Origin of the sequence: Acinetobacter calcoaceticus (assembly GCF_051947995.1) — a bacterium.
In the GTDB taxonomy this organism is placed as follows: Bacteria; Pseudomonadota; Gammaproteobacteria; order Pseudomonadales; family Moraxellaceae; genus Acinetobacter.
On record NZ_JBLVVH010000002.1, the window covers coordinates 139,523 to 160,614 of the forward strand.

Annotated in this window: 16 protein-coding genes and 1 tRNA gene (1 of these 17 cut by a window edge); 9 read left to right on the forward strand and 8 right to left on the reverse strand. The window is 45.3% G+C overall.

The window, feature by feature from the left end:
- The 3 genes from ACNQO6_RS03765 to ACNQO6_RS03775 all read right to left on the reverse strand — a co-directional run.
- Positions 1-21: transfer RNA gene (locus ACNQO6_RS03765), tRNA-Lys, on the reverse strand; it reaches 155 nt to the left of the window's first position.
- A 173-nt stretch (positions 22-194) separates the two neighbouring features.
- Complete coding sequence (locus ACNQO6_RS03770) at positions 195-2,036, reverse strand: long-chain-acyl-CoA synthetase (RefSeq protein WP_262476438.1); 1,842 nt, start codon at positions 2,034-2,036, stop codon at positions 195-197.
- Positions 2,037-2,226: 190 nt separating this feature from the next.
- A complete protein-coding gene (locus tag ACNQO6_RS03775) occupies positions 2,227-5,586 on the reverse strand; it encodes an Rne/Rng family ribonuclease (protein WP_440208143.1) in 3,360 nt (1,119 codons plus the stop codon).
- Positions 5,587-6,376: 790 nt separating this feature from the next.
- Here ACNQO6_RS03775 and ACNQO6_RS03780 point away from each other — a divergent pair.
- The 5 genes from ACNQO6_RS03780 to ACNQO6_RS03800 all read left to right on the forward strand — a co-directional run bounded on the left by ACNQO6_RS03780 (position 6,377) and on the right by ACNQO6_RS03800 (position 10,813).
- Positions 6,377-7,309, forward strand: coding sequence for an RluA family pseudouridine synthase (locus tag ACNQO6_RS03780; protein WP_004774219.1), 933 nt, complete (start codon positions 6,377-6,379; stop codon positions 7,307-7,309).
- The gene (locus ACNQO6_RS03785; RefSeq protein ID WP_440208144.1) at positions 7,306-7,980 is read left to right on the forward strand and encodes an HAD-IA family hydrolase; all 675 of its coding nucleotides are present in this window, start codon (positions 7,306-7,308) and stop codon (positions 7,978-7,980) included. Before ACNQO6_RS03780 ends, ACNQO6_RS03785 begins: the two co-directional genes overlap by 4 nt.
- A gap of 71 nt (positions 7,981-8,051) precedes the next feature.
- Positions 8,052-8,747: a helix-turn-helix transcriptional regulator gene (locus ACNQO6_RS03790; protein WP_440208145.1), complete on the forward strand. Its 696-nt coding sequence runs from the start codon at positions 8,052-8,054 to the stop codon at positions 8,745-8,747.
- Between the two features lie 52 nt (positions 8,748-8,799).
- Positions 8,800-9,408 (forward strand): glutathione S-transferase family protein, encoded by a 609-nt coding sequence (locus tag ACNQO6_RS03795; RefSeq protein WP_343580209.1) that lies wholly within the window; start codon positions 8,800-8,802, stop codon positions 9,406-9,408.
- Positions 9,409-9,760: 352 nt separating this feature from the next.
- On the forward strand, positions 9,761-10,813 hold the full coding sequence (locus ACNQO6_RS03800) for an MBL fold metallo-hydrolase (RefSeq protein ID WP_440208146.1): 1,053 nt from the start codon (positions 9,761-9,763) through the stop codon (positions 10,811-10,813).
- Between the two features lie 125 nt (positions 10,814-10,938).
- Here the strand turns inward: ACNQO6_RS03800 and ACNQO6_RS03805 are convergent, their stop codons facing one another.
- Positions 10,939-12,459: a catalase gene (locus ACNQO6_RS03805; protein ID WP_440208147.1), complete on the reverse strand. Its 1,521-nt coding sequence runs from the start codon at positions 12,457-12,459 to the stop codon at positions 10,939-10,941.
- A 601-nt stretch (positions 12,460-13,060) separates the two neighbouring features.
- Here ACNQO6_RS03805 and ACNQO6_RS03810 point away from each other — a divergent pair.
- Complete coding sequence (locus tag ACNQO6_RS03810; RefSeq protein ID WP_440208148.1) at positions 13,061-13,510, forward strand: hypothetical protein; 450 nt, start codon at positions 13,061-13,063, stop codon at positions 13,508-13,510.
- Between the two features lie 71 nt (positions 13,511-13,581).
- Here the strand turns inward: ACNQO6_RS03810 and ptsP are convergent, their stop codons facing one another.
- Entirely contained in the window at positions 13,582-15,876 is a 2,295-nt protein-coding gene (ptsP, locus tag ACNQO6_RS03815) for a phosphoenolpyruvate--protein phosphotransferase (protein WP_440208149.1), read from the reverse strand.
- Positions 15,877-15,969: 93 nt separating this feature from the next.
- Positions 15,970-16,446, reverse strand: a complete 477-nt coding sequence (locus ACNQO6_RS03820; protein ID WP_004656060.1) for an RNA pyrophosphohydrolase — start codon at positions 16,444-16,446, stop codon at positions 15,970-15,972.
- A gap of 183 nt (positions 16,447-16,629) precedes the next feature.
- On the opposite strand from ACNQO6_RS03820, the gene ACNQO6_RS03825 reads away from it, so the two are divergent.
- The gene (locus ACNQO6_RS03825) at positions 16,630-17,280 is read left to right on the forward strand and encodes an HAD family hydrolase (RefSeq protein WP_440208150.1); all 651 of its coding nucleotides are present in this window, start codon (positions 16,630-16,632) and stop codon (positions 17,278-17,280) included.
- A gap of 95 nt (positions 17,281-17,375) precedes the next feature.
- Here ACNQO6_RS03825 and ACNQO6_RS03830 read toward each other — a convergent pair whose 3' ends face one another.
- Positions 17,376-18,239, reverse strand: coding sequence for a LysR family transcriptional regulator (locus tag ACNQO6_RS03830; protein ID WP_343579962.1), 864 nt, complete (start codon positions 18,237-18,239; stop codon positions 17,376-17,378).
- A gap of 54 nt (positions 18,240-18,293) precedes the next feature.
- Positions 18,294-18,500 carry a DUF2061 domain-containing protein gene (locus ACNQO6_RS03835; RefSeq protein WP_005226599.1) on the reverse strand — a complete coding sequence of 69 codons (207 nt, stop codon included), beginning with the start codon at positions 18,498-18,500 and terminating at the stop codon, positions 18,294-18,296.
- A 344-nt stretch (positions 18,501-18,844) separates the two neighbouring features.
- Between ACNQO6_RS03835 and leuC the strand changes: the two genes are divergently transcribed.
- Both leuC and leuD read left to right on the forward strand, forming a co-directional pair.
- Positions 18,845-20,263 (forward strand): 3-isopropylmalate dehydratase large subunit, encoded by a 1,419-nt coding sequence (gene leuC / locus ACNQO6_RS03840; RefSeq protein ID WP_009514128.1) that lies wholly within the window; start codon positions 18,845-18,847, stop codon positions 20,261-20,263.
- Positions 20,264-20,372: 109 nt separating this feature from the next.
- Positions 20,373-21,023: a 3-isopropylmalate dehydratase small subunit gene (leuD, locus tag ACNQO6_RS03845; RefSeq protein WP_440208151.1), complete on the forward strand. Its 651-nt coding sequence runs from the start codon at positions 20,373-20,375 to the stop codon at positions 21,021-21,023.
- The last annotated feature ends 69 nt before the right edge of the window (positions 21,024-21,092 follow it).

The following is a 21,092-nucleotide window of genomic DNA, read 5'->3' on the forward strand; positions in this document are numbered from 1 at the left end:
TACCAACTGAGCTAACGACCCTAAGCAAGTATTTCAACTGGCTTCGCAAGAAAAACTAATCAGTTCTAAATGCGTCTTCGTTTTGATGTTGCGTATTCTAGCAAGTTATTCAGCTAACACAAGAGGAAATTTAAAAACATGTGCATGATTGTTTATAAAAAGCACGATTTCCTCTTATTTAGCTAAAAAATAAACTAGAAACGGTATTGATAGCTTTGAATATTGTCAAAGATCTCAGTATTTACATCACAATAGCTGCTTGCACCAGGCAATAACACCAGTAAACGTTCAGAGGTTTTGCTCGGATCGAACGAATCTTCTTTCAGTTTATTTTTCTGGTATTTGAATGTACCGGTGGTTTCAACCTTTTCCTGAACGCGCAAGAACACTGGAATGGCATAGGAAGGTAAACATTTTTTAAATACATTCACCATTTCGCTTAAATCTGCATCATTCAGCGCTGCACCATCCACCAAGGTGATGGCTGCCATACCAGCACGGCCATTGGTATTTGGAATTTCTACGCCATAAACCACGGCTTCTGCGATTTTTTCATATTCACAGACCATATTTTCAACTTCGGTGGTCGACACGTTTTCACCTTTCCAGCGGAAGGTATCGCCGAGGCGGTCCACAAACTGGGCATGACGGAAGCCGATATCACGGACCAGGTCACCGGTATTGAAGTATGAGTCGCCTTGAGTGAACACATCTTTCATGATCACAGACTTGTTCTTTTCAGGGTCGGTATAACCATCAAAAGGCGAACGGCTGGTGATCTTGCCAATTAACAGGCCAACTTCACCGGTTTTGACTTTCTTGCAATAGCCTTTTTTGTCGCGGACCAGTTCGTTCTTTTCTTTATCGAACTCAACGATGGCATAAGGCGTAGGTGAGAAGCCGACGGTATTGTCAAAGTTAAAGATATTGCTGAAACCGACATTACCTTCGCTTGACGCATACAGTTCAAGCACTTCTTCAACCCCAAAACGCTCTTTAAACTTGCCCCAGATATTTGGGCGCATGCCATTGCCAATCATTTTGGTCACGCGATGTGCACGGTCCAGTTCAGTTGCTGGTGCATCAATCAGGTAACGGCACAGCTCACCGACGTAACCGATCGCAGAAGCATTGAATTTCTGTACATCTTTCCAGAAGGCGCTGGTTGAATATTTACGACGTACGGCCAGTGTCGCACTGCCTGCAATCACACCACACCAGCACACCACCACACCTGTGGCATGGTAAAGCGGTAGGGTGACATACATCACATCATCTTTACCAAGATTGAGAATGTGACCATAAGTGCCGTATGCCAGTGTCCAGCGACTGTGCGTGAAAATCACCGCTTTTGGCAAACCAGTGGTGCCTGAGGTGTAGATATAGAACAGGCCATCTTTACCCGTCACGGTACGTGTGGTGGACGGGTTAAATTTCGGGAACTGGTCAATTTGCAGGGCAAGATTGACGTAGCCTTCTGGTGCTGTGCCCGCATTTTTACGGGTTTCCTGATCAGCAAACCAGTGGAAACGGTCTTGAGCAACTTTTAAATCCTGACGTGCTTCATCGATTGCAGCACGGACTTCTTCACCGGCAATCACTGCAATCGGATTGACCAGATTAATGCTATGCGCGAGTACCTTACCCACCTGAGAGGTATTGACAAGCGCAATGGTGACCCCAATTTTGGCTAAAGCCACAATGCTGGCAATTAATTCAGGACGGTTCTCAACCATCACTGCAATCACATCACCTTTTTTTGCACCCAGAGATAAATAGTAATGGGCAATCTGGTTGGCCCACTCATTTAAAGCCTGATAGCTGTAGCTTTGATCTTCAAATAACAGAGCGATGCCTTGAGGGTTACGCTTGACTGCTTTTTCAAAGGCAATACCTAAACCAGCAGGAGAAGATGGCGTTCGTAAATATGCCTGTTTAAGACCATTAAGGATATGAGGTACTTTAGTGATGAAGTTTGGAAGTCGAGTAGCGACATCACCAAGGGTAATAATATCGGTCTGCGTAGTTTGGCTCATATCAATCCTGTTTATTTTTCGATCAATCCAAAAATGGCTATCCGTAAGAACACAACCATTCACACCATTGTCGTTGATGCTGTTTTGTAATGGTAAGTTCCTAGAGCAATCAACCTAATTTGACAAAATAACAAAAAAGCCTAGTCACCGAAATGACTAGGCTTAGCCTTATTGAGTGCAATTTAGCAAATTATTCATTGCTAGCTGCAGCCTTTTTCGGTGGACGTCCACGTGGACGGCGCGGGCGGCTTGATTTTTCTTTCTCTGCTTTTGCAGCTTCATCTTCTGATTCTGCTTCGGTTGCAGCTGTTGCCTGTTCTGCTTTTTCAGCAGCTTGAGCCTTCTCAGTAGCTTTGCTCGTAGCTTCAGGCTTCGCCTCAGCTTTAGCCGCTGGTGCTTTCACCGCTTCAACCGGTGCTACTTCTGCCGGAGCAGCCACTGCTTCTTGAGCAAGTTCTAAAGGTTGTTGCTCTGGTGCTGCAACCACAGTTTCTTCTGCTGGCGTAGCGGCTTCTTCTGCTTTCACTTCCTCTTTCGATTCAGTGTTTTCAACAGGAGCAGGCGTCGCATTTGAAGCAATATGCGCTTCTTTGGCTTGCTCGGCAGCAAGTTTGGCTAAACGACGACGTTCACGCGGGTCATTTGCAACTCGAACAGTAGCAGCTTCAGGTGGTGTTAATGCTAACACTGGCGCTGGTTCAGCTTCTTCCGTTACTTTTTTGCTTGGAAGCTCAGCATCACGTGTTACCGGACGCTTTTCTTCTTCAACCACGGTGTCTACCACTAGCGTGCTGGCATACTGCTCGGCAAACTTTTGTAGGGCACGGTTAAACGTGGTGATTAAACCAAATTGCTCAATCAGGATAGTGCAGTCTTCACCATAAACATGGCGAATCAGGCTGCCGACCGTGTATTGACCCAGCGCTGGAATCTGCGATGGTGCAATTTTTGGTGCTGCTGCTTTCTGCGGTGCTTGAGCACCACGTTGACGACGACGCGAACGTGGGTCATTGCTGGCACGTTTTACCGGTGCTTGGGCTGCTTCTTCAGCAGTTGCAGCAGGTGCTTCTTTCGCAACCACTGGTTCTGCTTGAGCCGCAGGTTTGCTCCCGGTTTTTTCTACAACAGCAGGCACAACTTCCGCTTTTGCGGCAGGTGCAGTCGCTTGTTGTGGATTTAGTGCCACGATCTCACTTTGACCTTGATCAATGTTCACGATCAATGCCGTGTTCATTGGCTCGGAACGTGGTGCATCCACCACATCAACTTTAACCTGTTGCGGGTTCGCAGGCGCTGCAGTTGTAGCAGGTGCGTCATTCAACACGCTTTGGTCACGATGACGGTTTGGTCGGTTCGGACGTTGCTGGTTACGGTCACGACGTGGTAATGGCGCATTGTCATTCGCTTGTGCAGCCTCATGATGTTGCTGCTGGTTTTGAGGCTCTTGCGACTGCTGACGTTTTTGTTGACGTTTCAGTTCGCGTTGCTCTTGGCGCTGTTCCTGACGTGACAGTTGAACGACTTCTTCGTGCACTTGATTTTGTTGTTCATGTGCATGCGCGTGTTGTTCACGTTGCTCTTTGTGCTTGCGTTTCTTCTGGTTTTGATTTGGACGATGTGATTTTTCGTCTTTCTCAAACGTTTCACGCGGTTCCTGTTTCACAGGATTCTGTGAAATATAGGCATTGTTTGCTGCTGGGGCAGCAGTTTCAGTGGCAACAGATGCAACAGGTGCATTGACCTGACCAAACTGGCCACGGCTTACTGCGCCATTGTTGACCATTTGCTCAATCGCAGCTGCCGCATTTTGCGCCGAACGCGATTGATCTGTGGTTTGTGCCTGTTTTTGAACAAACAGGTTTTCTAACCATGCACAAGGACTTGCTGACTTTTGCGCAACAGCCTGTTGAGTTTGTTTTGCTTGTGCAGCCTGCTGCTGAGCAGCTTTCTTCTGTGGGGCAGTTGCATTTTGTGCAGGTGCATGGTGATGCTCTGCATCTTCCAGATGCCAGTCAGAAGACTCATAACCGAGTTCTTTTTCACTTGAACGGGTCGCTTCAGTACGCTCATAACTAGACGGCGCAAAACCATCCGGATTGAACTGGATTTGATAGTGTGGCGTTTCCAAGTGCGGATGCGGTAATACCGTCACACGAACATTTGAGGTTTGTTCCAAGTACACCAGGCTGTGACGCTTTTCATTCAATAAGAATGCTGCGATTTCAACAGGCACTTCAACTTGAACTTCACCTTGGCGTTCGCGTAATGCAATTTCTTCTACCTTACGCATGATCGAAAGTGACAATGAACGTAAGTCACGCACCATACCGGTACCATGACAGCGTGGGCATACATAACCTGTCGCTTCTTCTAAAGAAGGGCGTAAACGTTGACGGCTCATTTCCATCAGGCCAAAACGAGACAGTTGACCGAACTGGATACGTGCGCGATCGCTTTGCGTTGCTTCACGTAGTTTGGCTTCAACCATACGCTGGTTACGGTCTTTGGTCATGTCGATAAAGTCGATGACCACCAAACCACCAATATCGCGTAAACGCAGTTGACGTGCGATTTCTTCGGCTGCTTCCAGGTTGGTATTGAGTGCCGTTTCTTCAACATCATGACCGCGGGTTGATTTCGCCGAGTTAATATCAATCGATACCAAGGCTTCAGTCTGGTCGATGACGATTGAACCACCAGAAGGAAGTTTGACTTCACGCTCATAGGCAGTCTGGATCTGGCTTTCAATTCCGAAGTGAGCAAATAAAGGCTCATTCATGGTGTAGGTTTTTAATTTGTCGAGCTGACGTGGCATCACTGCTTTTACGAAGTTATAGGCTTCGTTGTAGGCTTGCTCACTATCAATCAGGATTTCAGCAACATCGTCACGTAGATAATCACGAATGGCACGTGTCACCACGCCTGCTTCCTGATGAACCAGCATTGGTGACGGGCCTGAACTTGCCGAACCCTGGATTTGTGCCCACAGGTCAAGTAAGTGTTGCAAGTCAAGTTGCAGTTCTTCCTGGGTACGACCAATACCAGCGGTACGAACGATCACGCTCATGCCACGCGGTACATTTAAAGAGGCTAAGATTTCTTTCAGTTCTTCACGGACAGAACCTGAAATCTGACGGCTGATACCGCCACCTTTCGGATTGTTCGGCATTAAAACTAAATAACGGCCTGCAAGTGAAATGAAAGTTGATAGGGCAGCACCTTTGTTGCCACGCTCTTCTTTTTCAACCTGAACCAGTAATTCAGTGCCTTCAGTGATCAGTTCACGAATGTTTGAAGTTTGACGAGGGTCAGCTTTGAAATACGAGTTTGCAATTTCCCGCATAGATAAAAAGCCTTGACGCTGTGCGCCGTACTCAACGAAAACCGCCTCTAAAGAGGGCTCAACGCGAGTGACATGACCTTTATAAATATTTGATTTTTTTTGTTCGCGCGTACGATTCTCTAAATCGAAATCGTAAAGGCGATTACCAGTGATAAGTGCAACGCGAACTTCTTCGGCGTGGGTTGCATTAATCAACATACGTTTCATGGGTGTGACACCTAATAGTGATGCACACAAACAATAAGCCCAATATTTTTGAGCAAACATCTCATTGGCACGATCAAGATTCAGAAGCAACGTTGTGTAGGAAGCTCTGAAACCACTGGCTGTAAATATCCAGCTGGAGGCTTTGATTCGGTTATTTCGATGTTAGCAATACTGCTTCAATCTTGAATCCGTTGATATTTCATGGCATGTCTGACATCTGTGAAATATCACTAGATCCGACATAATCAAAGTTTCCTGTACGCTTCACTGGCGGGTGAGCGGTGCATTGGATGGTGACTTTCACTGTCATTAAGCATTGAAGTCGATCCATCTGGAAGTCTTGATACGGAATGATCATCGTATCTCTGCTTGGCAGTTCCAATGCATCAACGCTTTAGCCTGAATGCGACATCAGGGAGCAAATTGTCTGATGTGGATCAGTTTACGTTTAATAACCAGCAAATTGCTGGCGACATATTTTTTCTGAACAAACTGTATGTGCTGATGCACAATTAAACGCAACAGTTTGCCATTTTGCCGATATAATAAGCCTTCGGCGTCGGCATAATTCTTTAGGACCTATCCGAGTTATTGGTGAATATCTCATCGATTTAAAATTTTATCTAAATAAAATTTCTGATTTGATGCTCACTTACGGTGGTATCCGTGCGCTGAATATACCAAACCTTGCAGCATCTGCCTATGGGCTAAGTTTAGGTTTCTTGTGAAATAACTTAGCTAAATGATCATTTTTTAATCATATTTAGCAAATCTTGGATTAATCGAGCGTATGAATTCTACACAACAATGGCAAAGTGTCACTTGGTTTGACGTGGATGAGCATCAAGACGGGCAGCGAATAGATAATTTTTTATTTACCCGATTAAAAGGTGTTCCAAAAAGTCGCATCTACCGTTTGATTCGTGAAGGGCAAGTACGCGTAAACAAAAAAAGAATAAAAGCAGAAACACGTTTGAGCATTGGCGACCAGATTCGTGTCGCACCAATCCGTTATGAACAGAAGGATGAAACGGCTGCACCTGTTAGCGATAGCGTCGCGCAAAGCCTGTTGAGCCGAGTGGTGTATGAAGATGAAGGCTTGCTGGTGATCAATAAGCCTTCGGGTATTGCCGTACATGGCGGTAGCGGCGTGGCCTATGGTCTGATTGAAGCCTTACGGGCGGCGACAGGCAAAAAATATCTGGAACTGATTCACCGGATTGACCGTGATACCTCCGGTCTGGTGATGGTCAGTAAAAAGCGCAGTACCTTAAAATTGCTCCAGGACCTGCTACGCGAACATAAGATCCAGAAAACCTATGCCGCTATTGTTAAAGGGCAGGTGAGTCTGGATCGACAAATGATTGATGCGCCTTTATTGCGTTATGAACTGGCCAATGGCGAACGTCGTGTCCGTGTCACCTCTGAAGGCAAGCCGAGTAAGACTGACTGGAAAGTGGTTGAACGTTTCAAGACAGCCACCTTGGTTCATGCTTCACCTTTATCAGGCCGTACCCATCAAATCCGGGTACATGGTTTAAGTATTGGTCATCCTTTGGTGGGCGACGATAAATACGGACACAATACGGTGTATAACGGTCCGGCAGCACGCCGTTTGTGCCTGCATGCCATGCGTCTGGAAATTCCGAATTATCCCGTGATTGAAGCCCCGATGCCTGAAGATATGCAACAGGTAATAGACGAATTGAGAAAGCAGAAATGAAGCAGAAGATTGAACTCGTCATTTTCGATTGGGATGGTACTCTGTTCGACTCGGTGGGCCAGATTGTGGCGAGTTTGCAATATGCAGCGCAGCAATTTGAACAGCCACTGACGGATGAAGCCGCGAAAAGCATTATTGGTCTGGGTTTGCCAGAAGTGATGCAGATCCTGTTCCCACAGGTTCCACACTTGCAGCAGGACATATTGCAGTGTTATGCCGACCATTACGTGGCAAACTCGAAAGGTGATGCCTGGTTCAATGGGGTCGCAGAGCTATTGATGGATTTAAAGCAGCAAGGTCTCAAGCTTGCGGTCGCAACCGGGAAAAGCCGTAAGGGGCTGGATCGTGTATTGGCACAAACCAATAGTCATGCACTATTCGATATTACCCGTGCCGCGAGTGAAACCAAGTCCAAGCCAGATCCACTGATGTTGCAGGAAATTCTGGCCGAGATGGATGTGACAGCTGAACGTGCGATCATGGTTGGGGATACCAGTTATGATCTGGAAATGGCGCAAAATCTGGATATGCCGCGTATCGGGGTCAGTTATGGTGTGCACAGTATTGAAACGTTACAGCAATATCAGCCATTAACCATTGCCCATCATGTGCAGGACCTGCATCATTATTTACAAAGCTTGCTTAAGGTTGCTGATGTAACCGAAAGTTAATTCACTGAAGATCAAATGACAATGAGGGGAGAGTTCGCTTTCCCGTCATCCATAATAACAATAGGGACTATATGAGCCGCTCGATCCGTTTGCTCAATCTATTACAACTACTCCGAGAATATCGCTATCCGGTCACTGCACAGGTATTGGCGGAGCGACTGCAGATTAGTCAGCGCAGTGTCTATCGGGATATTGAGACATTACGTGCTCAAGGTGTGAATATTGAGGCGGCAGCAGGGCTGGGGTTTCAACTCAAAGAAGATTTCCTGTTACCCCCAATGACCTTGAATGAAACCGAGATCGAGGCCATTTTTCTGGCCTTAAACTGGTTGAGTGAAATTCCCGATCTGGCTTTAAAATCGGCTTCGACCTCGGTTCTGGCCAAGCTCAATGCAGTATTGCCTGAACATTGCCGACATTTACTTCAACACACCACCTTACGCTCCATCAATGCCTGGCTTCCTGTAGATGCACAACTGGTGGAGCAGGTACGTCTGGCCATTCGCCAGCAAGTCAAAATTGTGGTCGATTATGCCGATGAGCAGCAGCGTATCAGTTCCCGTACCGTGTGGCCTTTTGCCCTAGGGTATTTTAATGATCGGATTGTACTGGCCGCGTGGTGTGAATTAAGGCATAGTTTTCGACACTTCCGGATTGATCGTATCCGGCAGCTCAGTCTGAGTGAGGAGCTTTATCCGCAATTCAAGCAGCAACTATTTCAACAATGGTGGAGGCAAGAGGTGTGTTCGACTACTGACAGAAACTGACAATCCAGACAATTACATTGAAATAAGAATAACTCACCAAGGACATATCAACATGGCACTTAAACTTTATACCAATAATTTCTCACGTGGCGTCGTGGTAGACTGGTTGCTGATCGAACTGGGCGTGCAATGTGAGCGCATCGAGGTGGCTTTTCAGACCGAGATGAAAGCGCCCGAATATTTAAAAATCAATCCCTTTGGCAAAGTCCCTGTATTGGTGGACGATGATATTGTGGTCTATGAGCTGGATGCAATCTGCGCCTATCTGGCAGATAAGTTTGCAGACAAAGGTCTGGCGCCTGCACTCAATGATCCGAAACGCGGTCTTTATTATCGCTGGTTGTTCTTTATTTCAGGACCTTGGGAAGCAGCTTCAACCAATAAAATGCTGGGTGTCGAGGTCAAACCAGATCAGAAAGGCTCGGTTGGCTATGGAGACTATCAGGATGCCTACAATGCCTTTGTACAAGGCCTGAGTGAAGCCGATCCGTATTTATGTGGCAAACAGTTCACTGCTGCAGATGTGACCGTTGCCGCGATGCTGTTCTGGCAGCTCAAGATGGGAGAAGTTGAGTCTCATCCTGCGATTGAACGCTATCTGGATAATATTAAGCAGCGTCCGAGCTATCAAAAGTTTGCTGCCTTTTTTAGCAATGTTTAAGATTTCATCACTGTAAAAAGCCGACTTGTTCGGCTTTTTTATTTTGTCATACCGATGACTTTTCAACTCAAAACAGAAAAACTTTTTGCAAAAATGCCTGGTTTAACCGTTCACTGCAATTGTCACTGAGCCTTATTAGTTCAGTAAAATTGTGTTGACTCAGCTCTAGAAAATCAGCATAACTAAACACCTTATGTTAGGATCAAGGTCCGATTATGCTGTGATGAAATGTGCTCGCTCTAGTCAAAAAATCATGATGATTTAGAACGCGATAACATGGAAAACATGTCGTAATCCTAGGGATATAACATAATGGACCTCATGCGATTAGATTCCACCACAGAAGAAGTACATGAAAGATAAGCCGACATTAACCTATCAATTGCCGACACAATCTTGCTTGAGTCATACTTGGGTGAAACCACCGTTTCCACATGAGACTTCTGATCATTGTGGCATAGACCGGTTCTATAATTTGCAGAAACCGTTAACTCCGTTTGATCGTAAAGGGCTGTTAAAGTGGCTGGCAACCCGTCAGTCTTATACCTGGAATGTAGATCGTGTTCATGAGTCCAATTTACGCAACCAAATGCTGGAACTGCCTCAAAACCGTCCGTATGCAGACTTAAACGATTGGCAAATCTGGTTTGTGGGACATGCCACGGTTTTAATCCAAATCGGACCTTATAATTTCCTGACCGATCCAGTCTGGTGTGAATATGCCAGCCCCAAACAGGGCAATGGGCCACGCCGTGTCTGCCCCGCTGGCATTGCGCTGGAACATCTCCCAACCATTCACGGGGTGTTATTGAGTCATAATCATTATGACCATATGGACCTGGCGACATTAGAGTGGTTACATCAGAAATTCGAAATGCCGATTTATACCGGCTTGGGCAATGCCTATTATCTACCTAAACACCTGCATGTGATTGAAATGGACTGGTGGCAGGAAATTCCGTTTCATGATGAATTAAAGATCGCCTATACCCCTGCACAACATGCATCTGGGCGGGGTGTACGTGATCAGAATCGTGCTTTATGGGGCGGTTTTTCTTTGCTCGCCAAGACCGGGCACTGTTTTTTTGCGGGGGATACCGGTTATTCAGGGCATTTTAAACAAATCCATGAGCGCTATGGCGACGCCAGAATTGCCTTATTACCGATCGGGGCTTATGAGCCGCGGATGTTGATGCGTTATGTGCATATGAATCCACAAGATGCCTTTCATGCGCATTTAGATTTACACGCGCACCGTTCACTGGCGATTCATTACCGTACCTTCCAGCTGACAGATGAAGATCGTGATTCGCCTGAACATGAATTACAGCATGCCATGAAATCTTCCTCGAAACTGGTCAATCCTTTTTATTGTATTCGTGAAGGGCACTTTCTAAGAGCTTAAGTGTTCAGCGTGAGCTCATACACCAGTCGTCATGAGTGTTGTTCTAATTAAATCTTGCATAAATCATGAGCTACACAAATAAAAAAGCCATCCGAAGATGGCTTTTTTATTAAATATTTCTTGGCTTACAGAAAGCTTGGTAAATGACGCGCCGGATCATTTTCACGCGCAGCTTGTGCATCGGCAACGGTCATACCCAATGCTTTCGCAACACCTTCACCGTAGGCTGGGTGGCAAGCATAGCAATTACGGATATGGCGATACTTGATGAAGTCGAGTGCATCACCCATGGCACGTGCTGTATTACCAAATAAAGCGTCTTGTTGCTCTGGTGTCATCAGTTCGAACAAGGCACGTGGTTGACTGAAGTAATCATTGTCATCTTCACGGTAATCCCAGAAATCGGCATCACCATTAATTTTCAATGGTGGCTCTTTATACTGCGCTTGCTCTTGCCACTGACCGAAGCTGTTTGGCTCGTAGTGCGGTAAACCCCCATAGTTGGCATCGATACGGCCTTGGCCGTCACGGTGATTACTATGTACAGGACAGCGTGCCGCATTGACTGGAATTTGCTGGTAGTTCACACCTAAACGATAGCGTTGCGCATCGGCATAGTTAAACAGGCGCGCCTGCAACATGCGGTCTGGTGAAGCACTGATGCCTGGCACCAGATTGCTTGGGGCAAAAGCAGACTGCTCTACATCAAGGAAGAAGTTTTCAGGGTTACGGTTCAGTTCAAACTCACCTACTTCAATCAACGGATAATCACCGTGTGGCCATACTTTGGTCAAATCAAACGGATGATAGGGAACTTTTTCCGCATCTTGTTCAGGCATGACTTGTACGAAGAGTGTCCATTTCGGATAGTCTTTACGTTCAATGGCGTCGAATAAATCACGTTGATGGCTTTCACGATCCTGACCCACTAGCTCGCCGGCTTCTGCATCAGTCAGGTTCTTAATACCTTGTTGGGTTCTGAAGTGAAATTTCACCCAGAAACGCTCATTGGCGGCATTAATGAAACTATAGGTATGGCTACTGAAGCCATGCATATGACGGTAGCTTGAAGGAATACCGCGGTCTGACATAACGATGGTGACCTGGTGTAATGCTTCTGGCAATAACGTCCAGAAATCCCAGTTATTGGTTGCACTACGCAGGTTAGTTTTCGGGTCACGTTTGACCGCTTTATTTAAATCCGGAAATTTACGTGGATCACGCAAGAAGAATACAGGGGTGTTATTGCCCACCATATCCCAGTTACCTTCTTCGGTATAGAATTTTAGGGCAAAACCACGAATGTCACGTTCCGCATCTGCTGCCCCACGTTCACCTGCAACGGTGGTAAAACGGGCAAACATTTCAGTTTTTTTGCCGATTTCACTAAAGATTTTAGCGCGAGTATATTGGGTAATATCATGGGTCACCGTGAAAGTACCAAAAGCACCAGAACCTTTGGCATGCATGCGGCGCTCAGGAATCACTTCACGGACAAAGTTGGCAAGTTTTTCATTTAGCCATAAGTCTTGGGCTAATAATGGTCCTCTGGCGCCTGCGGTCATACTGTTCTGGTTATCGACAACTGGTGCACCAAAATCAGTGGTGAGGTGGCTATAAGGACATTTTTTTTCGTCTTGGCTCATGTTTTATCTCCATCAAGATGACCTGTGAGCGAGGTCATCTCAATCATTTGACCGTTCAAAGATATGAGTGCTTCACTGGGACATATACAAATTGGGTATCAAGATTTCAGATGCCTAAGTAAGATTTGCAATGAATCAGATCAGCCTTTGTATTTTTACTCTAGGTTGATGAAAGCTTTTTTTCCAATGGATTAAAGTTGATGTCATAAATGCTTTATTCGATTGAAGCTGTCTAAATCTTAAACTTGAGCTGAGTGTTTGTTGATATAAAAATTGTTAAGAAAAACGAAAAACTTATGAAAAATAAAAGTGTTATTATGATTTTTCGCAACCATTCAAATGCATGAAAAATGTTGAAACAAGGAGTGAACGATGGCAATGTTTGATGCAGAAACTGGACGTTAGACCTGTTGCAGTTGTGTAAATTACCAGTCGTTTGCACAAATCTGTGAATGATCCGTCAAGATTTCAGCATTCATCCTCGAATGCATCATCTGGTTGAGATAACCGTTATAAGCGATTGAGTTAAAAATATGTAAACTGTCATGATTTTAATTCAAGGCATGTTATGTTTGTTTTTTTCTTGATGAGATAAAAAACAATGAAAAAAATAGTCACCGGTCTTGGTTTATCTTTAACTGTACTGACAGGTTGTACGGCCATGCCGCAGGATACTGAACTTAAAGCCAATCAAGCCATACCCTTGACCATTGAATTTGTGGGAGCAGGCAACCATGCGGTGCAGCCGCAACAGGGCACGATCAGCTTATATGCAGTAGAAAGTCGTATGACCGATGTGCCTGCGACATTGATAGAGAAAAAGACAGTGCAAGTCTCTCAAGTCCCTTTTCGGGTTGAATTTATCATTCCAGCAGACCATCGTCAGCGTATTCAGCCACAGGTCCGTGATGATGCCGAAGTGAGCTATTATGTGACCTGGCAATCAGACAGCAAGAATTTAACGGGTAAAGATGCGATTGCGATTGATTATGACCGTCAATTTCCGAAGGTGAGTCTGGGGAAAGGAAAGCAACAGGTTTATTTAAAATAAAAAATTATCTGTAAAAAAAGAGCGATGCTTGCCAGAAGGTCGCTCTTTTTTATAGGCAGTGTATATATTGTTTACACACTGACTAGTCGATTCGATTTCACCATATCGGCAAGACCATGGGTTCTGAAATAGTGTTCAAGCCAACTTTTAATCACCAGTGGATTGTTCATTTTCAGCACATCTTCCAGCAGTTTTTTGGCATCACTCATCGGCACATGACAAATGGCTTTGCGGACACGTAAAATATTGCTGGAACTCATCGAGAGCGTGTTGAAGCCCATCGCCATCAATAAAATCGCAGACAATGGATCACCGGCCATTTCACCACAGACACTGACCGGTTTTTGATGGGTGTGGCAATCTTCAGCCAGACGTTTCAAGGCCCGTAAAATCGATGGATGGAAGTGTGAATAGACGTTGGCAACATGTGGATTATTACGATCTACCGCCAGTAAGTACTGGGTCAAATCATTCGAACCCACCGAGAAGAAGTCGACCAGTTCGGCAAACTCATCAATTTGCAGTAACACGCTCGGAACTTCGACCATGATCCCGATTTTAGGCTTGGTAATCTTGACCTGTTCTTCTTCCTGTACCGCCACCCAGTCACGCTCAAGCAGATAAAGCACTTCTTCCACTTCACTAACACTGGTCACCATCGGTAGCAGGATATGTAGGTTATTCAGGCCGATACTGGCTTTGAGCATGGCACGGATTTGTGCAGAGAAAATCTCAGGATGATCCAGTGTGAAACGGAGTCCACGCCAGCCCAGTGCCGAGTTTTCTTCTTCAATACTGAAATACGGCAAGTCTTTATCCGCACCGATATCCAGGGTACGCATAATCACCGGTTTATTGGCAAAATGGCTGAGCTGCTGACGATAGATGGCACGTTGTTCTTCTTCGCCGGGGAAGCGCTCACGTAGCATGAAGGGAATTTCACTACGATATAAGCCTACGCCTTTGGCACCGCGCTGAACGCCACGCACCACATCAATCATTAAACCGGTATTGACGAATAACGGGATAGAGATGCCATCAGGCGTGATCGCATCTTTGGTTTCGTATTGCTTTAAATCTTTGGCGATCTGTTCTTCTTCTTTCTGGACTTCTTTATAACGTTGGCGTAAACGACGTGGTGGATTGACAAAGACGCGACCTTGGTAGGCATCGACAATCATTTCAATGTCATCCAGTGTGGTGATTGGCAACTCGGTTACACCGACCACGGTTGGAATGCCCAAGGCACGTGCCACAATCACCATATGCGAATTGGCCGCGCCTTCAGAAGTGACAATCGCCGCGATATTATCCACCGGTAACTCTACCAGCGCGGCGGTACTGATTTCTTCACCAATCAAAATACTGTCAGGACTGAGTTCACGATGGCTGGAATCCGCTTCCTGCAAGCAGGCTAGAATTCGACGGCCCAGATCTTTGAGATCGGAAACACGTTCGCGCAAGTAATCATCTTCCATTTGCGCAAACAGCGCCACATGTTTGTCGATGACTTTACGTACCGCGCCTTGGGCCCAGCTTCCGACACGAATATGGTCTTTAATTTCACTGGGCAATGCATTTTCATCCAGCATGCGTAAGAACACGCTAAATAACGCCCGTTCTTCCGACATAAGGGAATCTTGCATTTTTTCATCTAAGGACTGGATTTCCTGACGGACCGAAGCAATCGCCTGATCCAATAAATCCAGTTCTTCGCTGATATCTTCTGCTTCACGATCTGGAATGGCAGCCAGATCGGCAGGCGGGTAGAGCACGATGGCACGACCTAATGCAATACCGCCGGCTCCTGAAACGCCCTGAAAGGTCTTATAGGTTGAACCGGTGCTTGGCTTGCGGAACACATCAATATTGCCGACCGCATGGGCATGGGCAATCACGCCTGAAAGTTGTGCGCACAGGGTCACTAAAAAAGATTCGGCAGCTTCACTAAAGTCTTGGGATTCCTTATTCTGAACCACAAGTACGCCCATCACCTTACGGCGATACATCACCGGAACGCCAAGGAATGAGTTAAACAGCTCTTCGCCAGTTTCCGGTAAATAGGCGAAACGGTCATGTTTCGGAGCATTGTCGAGGTTCACGATCTCTTCGCGTTGTCCGACCAGACCGACCAGACCTTCACCGATATTTAACGAGACGTTACCGACCGCTTCAGGTTTGAGGCCTTTGGAGGCCATCAGGACATAACGTCGATTACGCTCGTCCAGTAAATAAATCGAGCAGACATCCACATGCATGGCTTCAGCCACATGATTGACCATAATGTCCAAAGAATCATGCAAACTGACGGACGCATTAATTTCTTGCACAATGCGTCTAAGGGTGTCGAGCTGCATGTTTGACATGGATGTTTACTCCAGTTTATTGAATCGTTATAGGCCTAGTTATAACAGCTCTCTTGCCAAAAATCATTGCTTAAAATGATGATTCTATGACAATTAACGCTGAGGTAGTTGTAAACATAATTCCATCATGGCTTTACGGTAAACATCACGTTTGAAGTTGACCACTTGACCCAATGGGTACCAGTAACTCACCCATTGCCATTCATCGAACTCGGGTGGGTCTGACAGGTTTAACTGAATATGATGAGGCGAGGCCGTTAACTTCAGTAAAAACCATTTTTGCTTTTGTCCAATACATACCGGATCTGAATCTGACCGAATGTACCGATGTGGCAAACGATAACGCAGCCAACCTTTTGTTTGCGCTATAATCTGGACGTGTTCGGGCAATAAACCGACTTCTTCTCTCAGTTCACGGAAAAGTGCCTGTTCAGGGGTTTCACCAAATTGGATCCCTCCTTGTGGAAATTGCCAAGCATTGTGACCAATGCGCTTTGCCCATAAAACCTGTCCATCATCGTTTGCCAAAATGATCCCGACGTTGGGTCGGAAACCTTCTGAGTCGATCATTTGGCTACCTAAATTTTATCTATATCGTTGACTTTGATCTCGGGGACAGACTATCTTCCATGTCCAACTCGAAAAAGGTCAAAGTAAAATGTTTAAATTGCTATGATCTTAACGAATTTTTAGTGACTTACGGAAATAGATTTACGTTTTTTTTCTTTAATTTGCATTTAAATGAGCATTTATATGAAATTGGCTTTGTTTGATTTAGATCATACCCTGTTAAATACCGATTCTGACCATTCATGGGGTGAATTTTTGGTCAGTGAAGCATTGGTTGATCCAGTTCATCATCGTCAAATGAATGACAAGTTTTACGAAGACTATAAAGCCGGGCAACTGGATCCGATTGCCTATAATGAATTTGTTTTTGAATTTCTCACCAAACACGACATTAACTATTTAACTGAATTACATCAGTTGTTTATGCAGAAAGTCATTCGTCCACAAATGCGTCCAAAAGGATTTGATGCGATTAAAAAGCATCAGGATTTAGGACATGCGATTGTGGGGATTACCGCGACCAGCGATTTTATTACCGCGCCGATTTTCCGGGAATTTGGTATTACTGAAATTATTGCCACCAGTGCTGAAGTCGTTGATGGTAAATACACAGGCAAGGTCACAGGAATCCCATGTTATCAACAAGGCAAGCTGGCCCGTCTGGATCAATGGCTGGATGGACGTACGGTAGATGAGTCTTGGGCTTATTCAGATTCGATCAATGACCGCTTCTTGCTGGAATACGCGACCCATGCCATTGCGGTCAATCCCGATGACCGTTTAGAAAAACTGGCACAAGCGCAGGCTTGGGACATTCAGGACTGGTCAATCTAAAGCCTTCTTATCTGTGTCTATTTTGAAGACAATAAAAAAACCTCCTAGCCGTGGAGGTTTTTTTAATTGTGTATATTTTTAAAAGTAAACAGGTTTTATCCTACCTGCATCATCCGAATCAGCTCCTCAGCCGCTTTAGACTGGATACGGGCTGGATGCCAGACCATACCCAACTGACGTTGCATATCGAGTTGTAAATCCAGTTGTTTTAAATCCTGATTGACCAGTGTCTTGGGCAAAACGGACCAGCCTAAACCGATCGAAACCAACATGCGGATGGATTCTAACGGATTGTTGCTCATGGTGATTTTAGGCTTGAGGTTATTCTTTTCAAATTCTGCCAAGGTAATCTGGCTGGTATAGGTTTGTGCGGCTGGCAATAAGCTCGGGTAAGCAATCAGGTCTTCGAGCTTGAGCTGGTTTTGCTGTGCCAAGGGATGGAAGGGTGCGGCCACAAATACCAACGGATCATTCCAGATGGTGACATAGTTGAGCCGATCATCTCCAACAGGAGGTAAGGTTAAAAAGGCCAGTTCCAGTTCACCTGCCAGCACCTGTTCATGCGCCTGTTCAGAATCGACAAAATGCACATCGAGAGTGACTTGGGGAAAATGCTGCACAAAGTTTTTAAGTGGCTCGGCCAGATGATGTAAACCGATATGGTGACTGGTGCCAATCTTGAGACGTCCTTGTACCTGCGCCTGCTCATGGCTCAAGGTATGGTGAATCTCTCCCAGATTATTCAGCCAACTTTGAACTTTGGGCAAAAGTGAGTGTGCCGCATGGGTCGGTTGAATGCCCCGGCCTGCGGATTCAAATAGCTTGACGCCGAAGTAGTCTTCAAGACTATGAATCCGTTTGGTCACTGCAGGCTGGGTAATAAATAATTGTTCTGCTGCAATAGAAATGGAACCGGTTTCCATCACTTTTACAAATGCTTCAAAAGCTGCGAGGTTCATACACGCCTATCCAGAGGGAGATTTTAAATTGGTTTTATGTGCAATTTTTTTGAATTAGAAATAATTCCAGACTTTCTCATGAAAGAAAAAAGCGAAGGCTTGTACGGTCGGTTCGATTAAACTCAACGTTGCCGCCATCATCAGATTCCCTGTAATGACATAGGCAACCATCATCGCCACACTAATATGCATAATGTAATAACTCAAGGTTTTTTTCAAAGTCCGCCGATTGTTGAGTACAAATTGTTGGATATTGGCCATTGTCGTCACCCGAATAAATCTCTATTTAATTAAATAATAATCATTATCATTTAAAATGTAAAAAAGAAATTTCAATTTATGACGATTGTTTTTATAAATAGAATGAAGATTCACTTAAATTTGATCAAAAAAACCAGTATTAACGTTAAGATAAGACCGGATCAGATTGATTTGGTATGCTTTTCATTGAACAAGCACAATCTTGAACTTGGCAGAAATTTATCATTCAAAAAAGTTTGTTAATTTATAAAAATGATAAATTAGATTTATGTGAAGCAGTTGCTATAATCAATTCAAGATAAAAAATACCCAGTCCGATGGCAAGCACGATGGAGAGCGACGACATGGCAGGCAAAACTTTGTACGACAAATTGTGGGATGACCATTTAGTAAAGCAACGTGATGATGGTTCTAGCCTGATTTATATTGATCGTCATTTATTGCATGAAGTCACCAGTCCTCAGGCATTTGAAGGATTACAACTTGCCGGACGCCAACCGTGGCGTTTAAGTGCCAATGTCGCAACGCCTGACCATAACGTACCGACCTCTAAAAAAGAGCGTGAACAGGGGATTGCCGGCATTGAAGATGATACCTCGCGTATCCAGGTTCAGACGTTAGACGATAACTGTAAAACATTTAATATCGTTGAATTCGGTATTAATGATATCCGTCAAGGCATTGCCCACGTGGTTGGTCCAGAGCAAGGCTTGACTTTACCGGGCATGACCGTCGTGTGTGGTGACTCGCATACCGCAACGCATGGTGCCTTTGGTTGCTTGGCACATGGCATTGGAACTTCTGAGGTTGAGCATGTCTTGGCAACACAATGTTTGGTACAGAAGAAATCAAAAAATATGTTGGTACGTGTCGATGGCGTATTGGGCAAGGGGGTGACCTCTAAAGATGTGGTCTTGGCGATTATCGGCAAGATTGGTACTGCAGGCGGTACAGGTTATGCCATCGAGTTTGGTGGTCAAGTATTCCGTGACATGTCAATCGAAGGCCGCATGACGGTATGTAATATGGCGATTGAAGCGGGCGCACGTGTAGGCATGGTGGCTGTTGATGACAAAACCATTGCCTATGTCAAAGACCGTAACTATGCCCCAACAGGTGAACAGTGGGATCAGGCCGTTGAGTACTGGAATACTTTGCATTCAGACGAAGATGCAGTATTTGATGCGGTAGTGGTATTGAATGGTGCAGAGATTGAGCCACAAGTATCTTGGGGCACCTCACCGGAAATGGTGATCCCGGTGACACAAGCCGTGCCGACTTTAGAGCAAGCTAAAGATGAGGTACAACGCAATGACTGGACCCGTGCTTATCAATATATGGGTTTAACTGCTGGACAAGCCTTGGCTGATATCCAGTTGGATCGAGTCTTTATCGGTTCATGTACCAATTCGCGGATTGAAGATATCCGTGCGGCTGCCGACGTGGTCAAAGGACGTAAAGTGGCGGCGAGTATCAAGCAGGCCATGATCGTTCCGGGTTCTGGCTTGGTGAAACAGCAGGCGGAACAGGAAGGTTTGGATCAGATTTTTTTGGAAGCCGGCTTTGAATGGCGTGAACCCGGTTGTTCAATGTGCTTGGCCATGAACGCTGATAAATTGCAACCCGGTGAGCATTGTGCCTCGACTTCAAACCGTAACTTCGAAGGTCGTCAGGGCAATGGTGGACGTACCCATTTGGTGAGTCCGGCAATGGCGGCTGCGGCAGCAATCGCAGGCCATTTTGTCGATGTTCGTTCATTTTAATTAAAGCCTTTATACCCCTCATCCCAACCTTCTCCCAAAGGGAGAAGGAGTTCCCCCCTCCTTAAAGGAGAGGGTGAGGGAGAGGTTACAGATTTTCTAGGAAACAATCATGAAAAAATATACTGTAGAACAAGGGATTGTTGCACCTTTAGATCGTGCCAATGTCGATACTGACTTGATTATTCCAAAACAGTTTTTGAAATCAATCAAACGTACAGGTTTTGGTGACAATTTATTTGATGAGTTGCGCTATCTGGATGAAGGTTATTTGGGACAGGACATTAGCAAGCGTCCGAAAAATCCGGATTTCGTGTTAAACAAGCCGCGTTATCAAGGTTCTAGCATCTTATTGGCACGGACCAATTTCGGTTGTGGCTCGAGTCGTGAGCATGCGCCGTGGGCTTTGAGTGAATATGGCTTCCGTACCGTGATTGCGCCAAGCTTTGCCGATATTTTCTTTAATAACTGCTTTAAAAATGGCATGTTGCCTGTGATCTTGTCTGAACAGATTGTGGATCAGTTATTTAAGGAATGTGCTGAAACCGAAGGATATCAGTTAACGATTGATCTGGATGCACAGGAAGTTCGTACCCCGTCAGGTCAGGCATTTAAATTTGAAGTTGATCCATTCCGTAAACATTGTTTATTGAATGGTCTGGATGATATCGGCTTAACCTTGCAGGTTGCAGAGGATATTCGTGCCTATGAAGCGAAAGCGAAACAGGTACGTCCTTGGGTGTTTCAGGACATTCAGGCTTAATTGGGGTGGACGAAATTGCACTTCGTCTTGGACATTTTTAACATAGCCATAGCGCAGACATTGAACTCT

What these genes read in the sequence shown, in the direction of transcription:
- ACNQO6_RS03790 (WP_440208145.1), top strand. Translation starts at nt 8,052, where the DNA reads ATGAGCCGCTCGATCCGTTTGCTCAATCTATTACAACTACTCCGAGAA.
- leuD (WP_440208151.1), top strand. Translation starts at nt 20,373, where the DNA reads ATGAAAAAATATACTGTAGAACAAGGGATTGTTGCACCTTTAGATCGT.
- ACNQO6_RS03830 (WP_343579962.1), bottom strand. Translation starts at nt 18,239, where the DNA reads ATGAACCTCGCAGCTTTTGAAGCATTTGTAAAAGTGATGGAAACCGGT.
- ACNQO6_RS03785 (WP_440208144.1), top strand. Translation starts at nt 7,306, where the DNA reads ATGAAGCAGAAGATTGAACTCGTCATTTTCGATTGGGATGGTACTCTG.
- ptsP (WP_440208149.1), bottom strand. Translation starts at nt 15,876, where the DNA reads ATGTCAAACATGCAGCTCGACACCCTTAGACGCATTGTGCAAGAAATT.
- ACNQO6_RS03820 (WP_004656060.1), bottom strand. Translation starts at nt 16,446, where the DNA reads ATGATCGACTCAGAAGGTTTCCGACCCAACGTCGGGATCATTTTGGCA.
- ACNQO6_RS03805 (WP_440208147.1), bottom strand. Translation starts at nt 12,459, where the DNA reads ATGAGCCAAGACGAAAAAAAATGTCCTTATAGCCACCTCACCACTGAT.
- ACNQO6_RS03825 (WP_440208150.1), top strand. Translation starts at nt 16,630, where the DNA reads ATGAAATTGGCTTTGTTTGATTTAGATCATACCCTGTTAAATACCGAT.
- ACNQO6_RS03780 (WP_004774219.1), top strand. Translation starts at nt 6,377, where the DNA reads ATGAATTCTACACAACAATGGCAAAGTGTCACTTGGTTTGACGTGGAT.
- ACNQO6_RS03795 (WP_343580209.1), top strand. Translation starts at nt 8,800, where the DNA reads ATGGCACTTAAACTTTATACCAATAATTTCTCACGTGGCGTCGTGGTA.
- leuC (WP_009514128.1), top strand. Translation starts at nt 18,845, where the DNA reads ATGGCAGGCAAAACTTTGTACGACAAATTGTGGGATGACCATTTAGTA.
- ACNQO6_RS03810 (WP_440208148.1), top strand. Translation starts at nt 13,061, where the DNA reads ATGAAAAAAATAGTCACCGGTCTTGGTTTATCTTTAACTGTACTGACA.
- ACNQO6_RS03835 (WP_005226599.1), bottom strand. Translation starts at nt 18,500, where the DNA reads ATGGCCAATATCCAACAATTTGTACTCAACAATCGGCGGACTTTGAAA.
- ACNQO6_RS03800 (WP_440208146.1), top strand. Translation starts at nt 9,761, where the DNA reads ATGAAAGATAAGCCGACATTAACCTATCAATTGCCGACACAATCTTGC.
- ACNQO6_RS03770 (WP_262476438.1), bottom strand. Translation starts at nt 2,036, where the DNA reads ATGAGCCAAACTACGCAGACCGATATTATTACCCTTGGTGATGTCGCT.
- ACNQO6_RS03775 (WP_440208143.1), bottom strand. Translation starts at nt 5,586, where the DNA reads ATGAAACGTATGTTGATTAATGCAACCCACGCCGAAGAAGTTCGCGTT.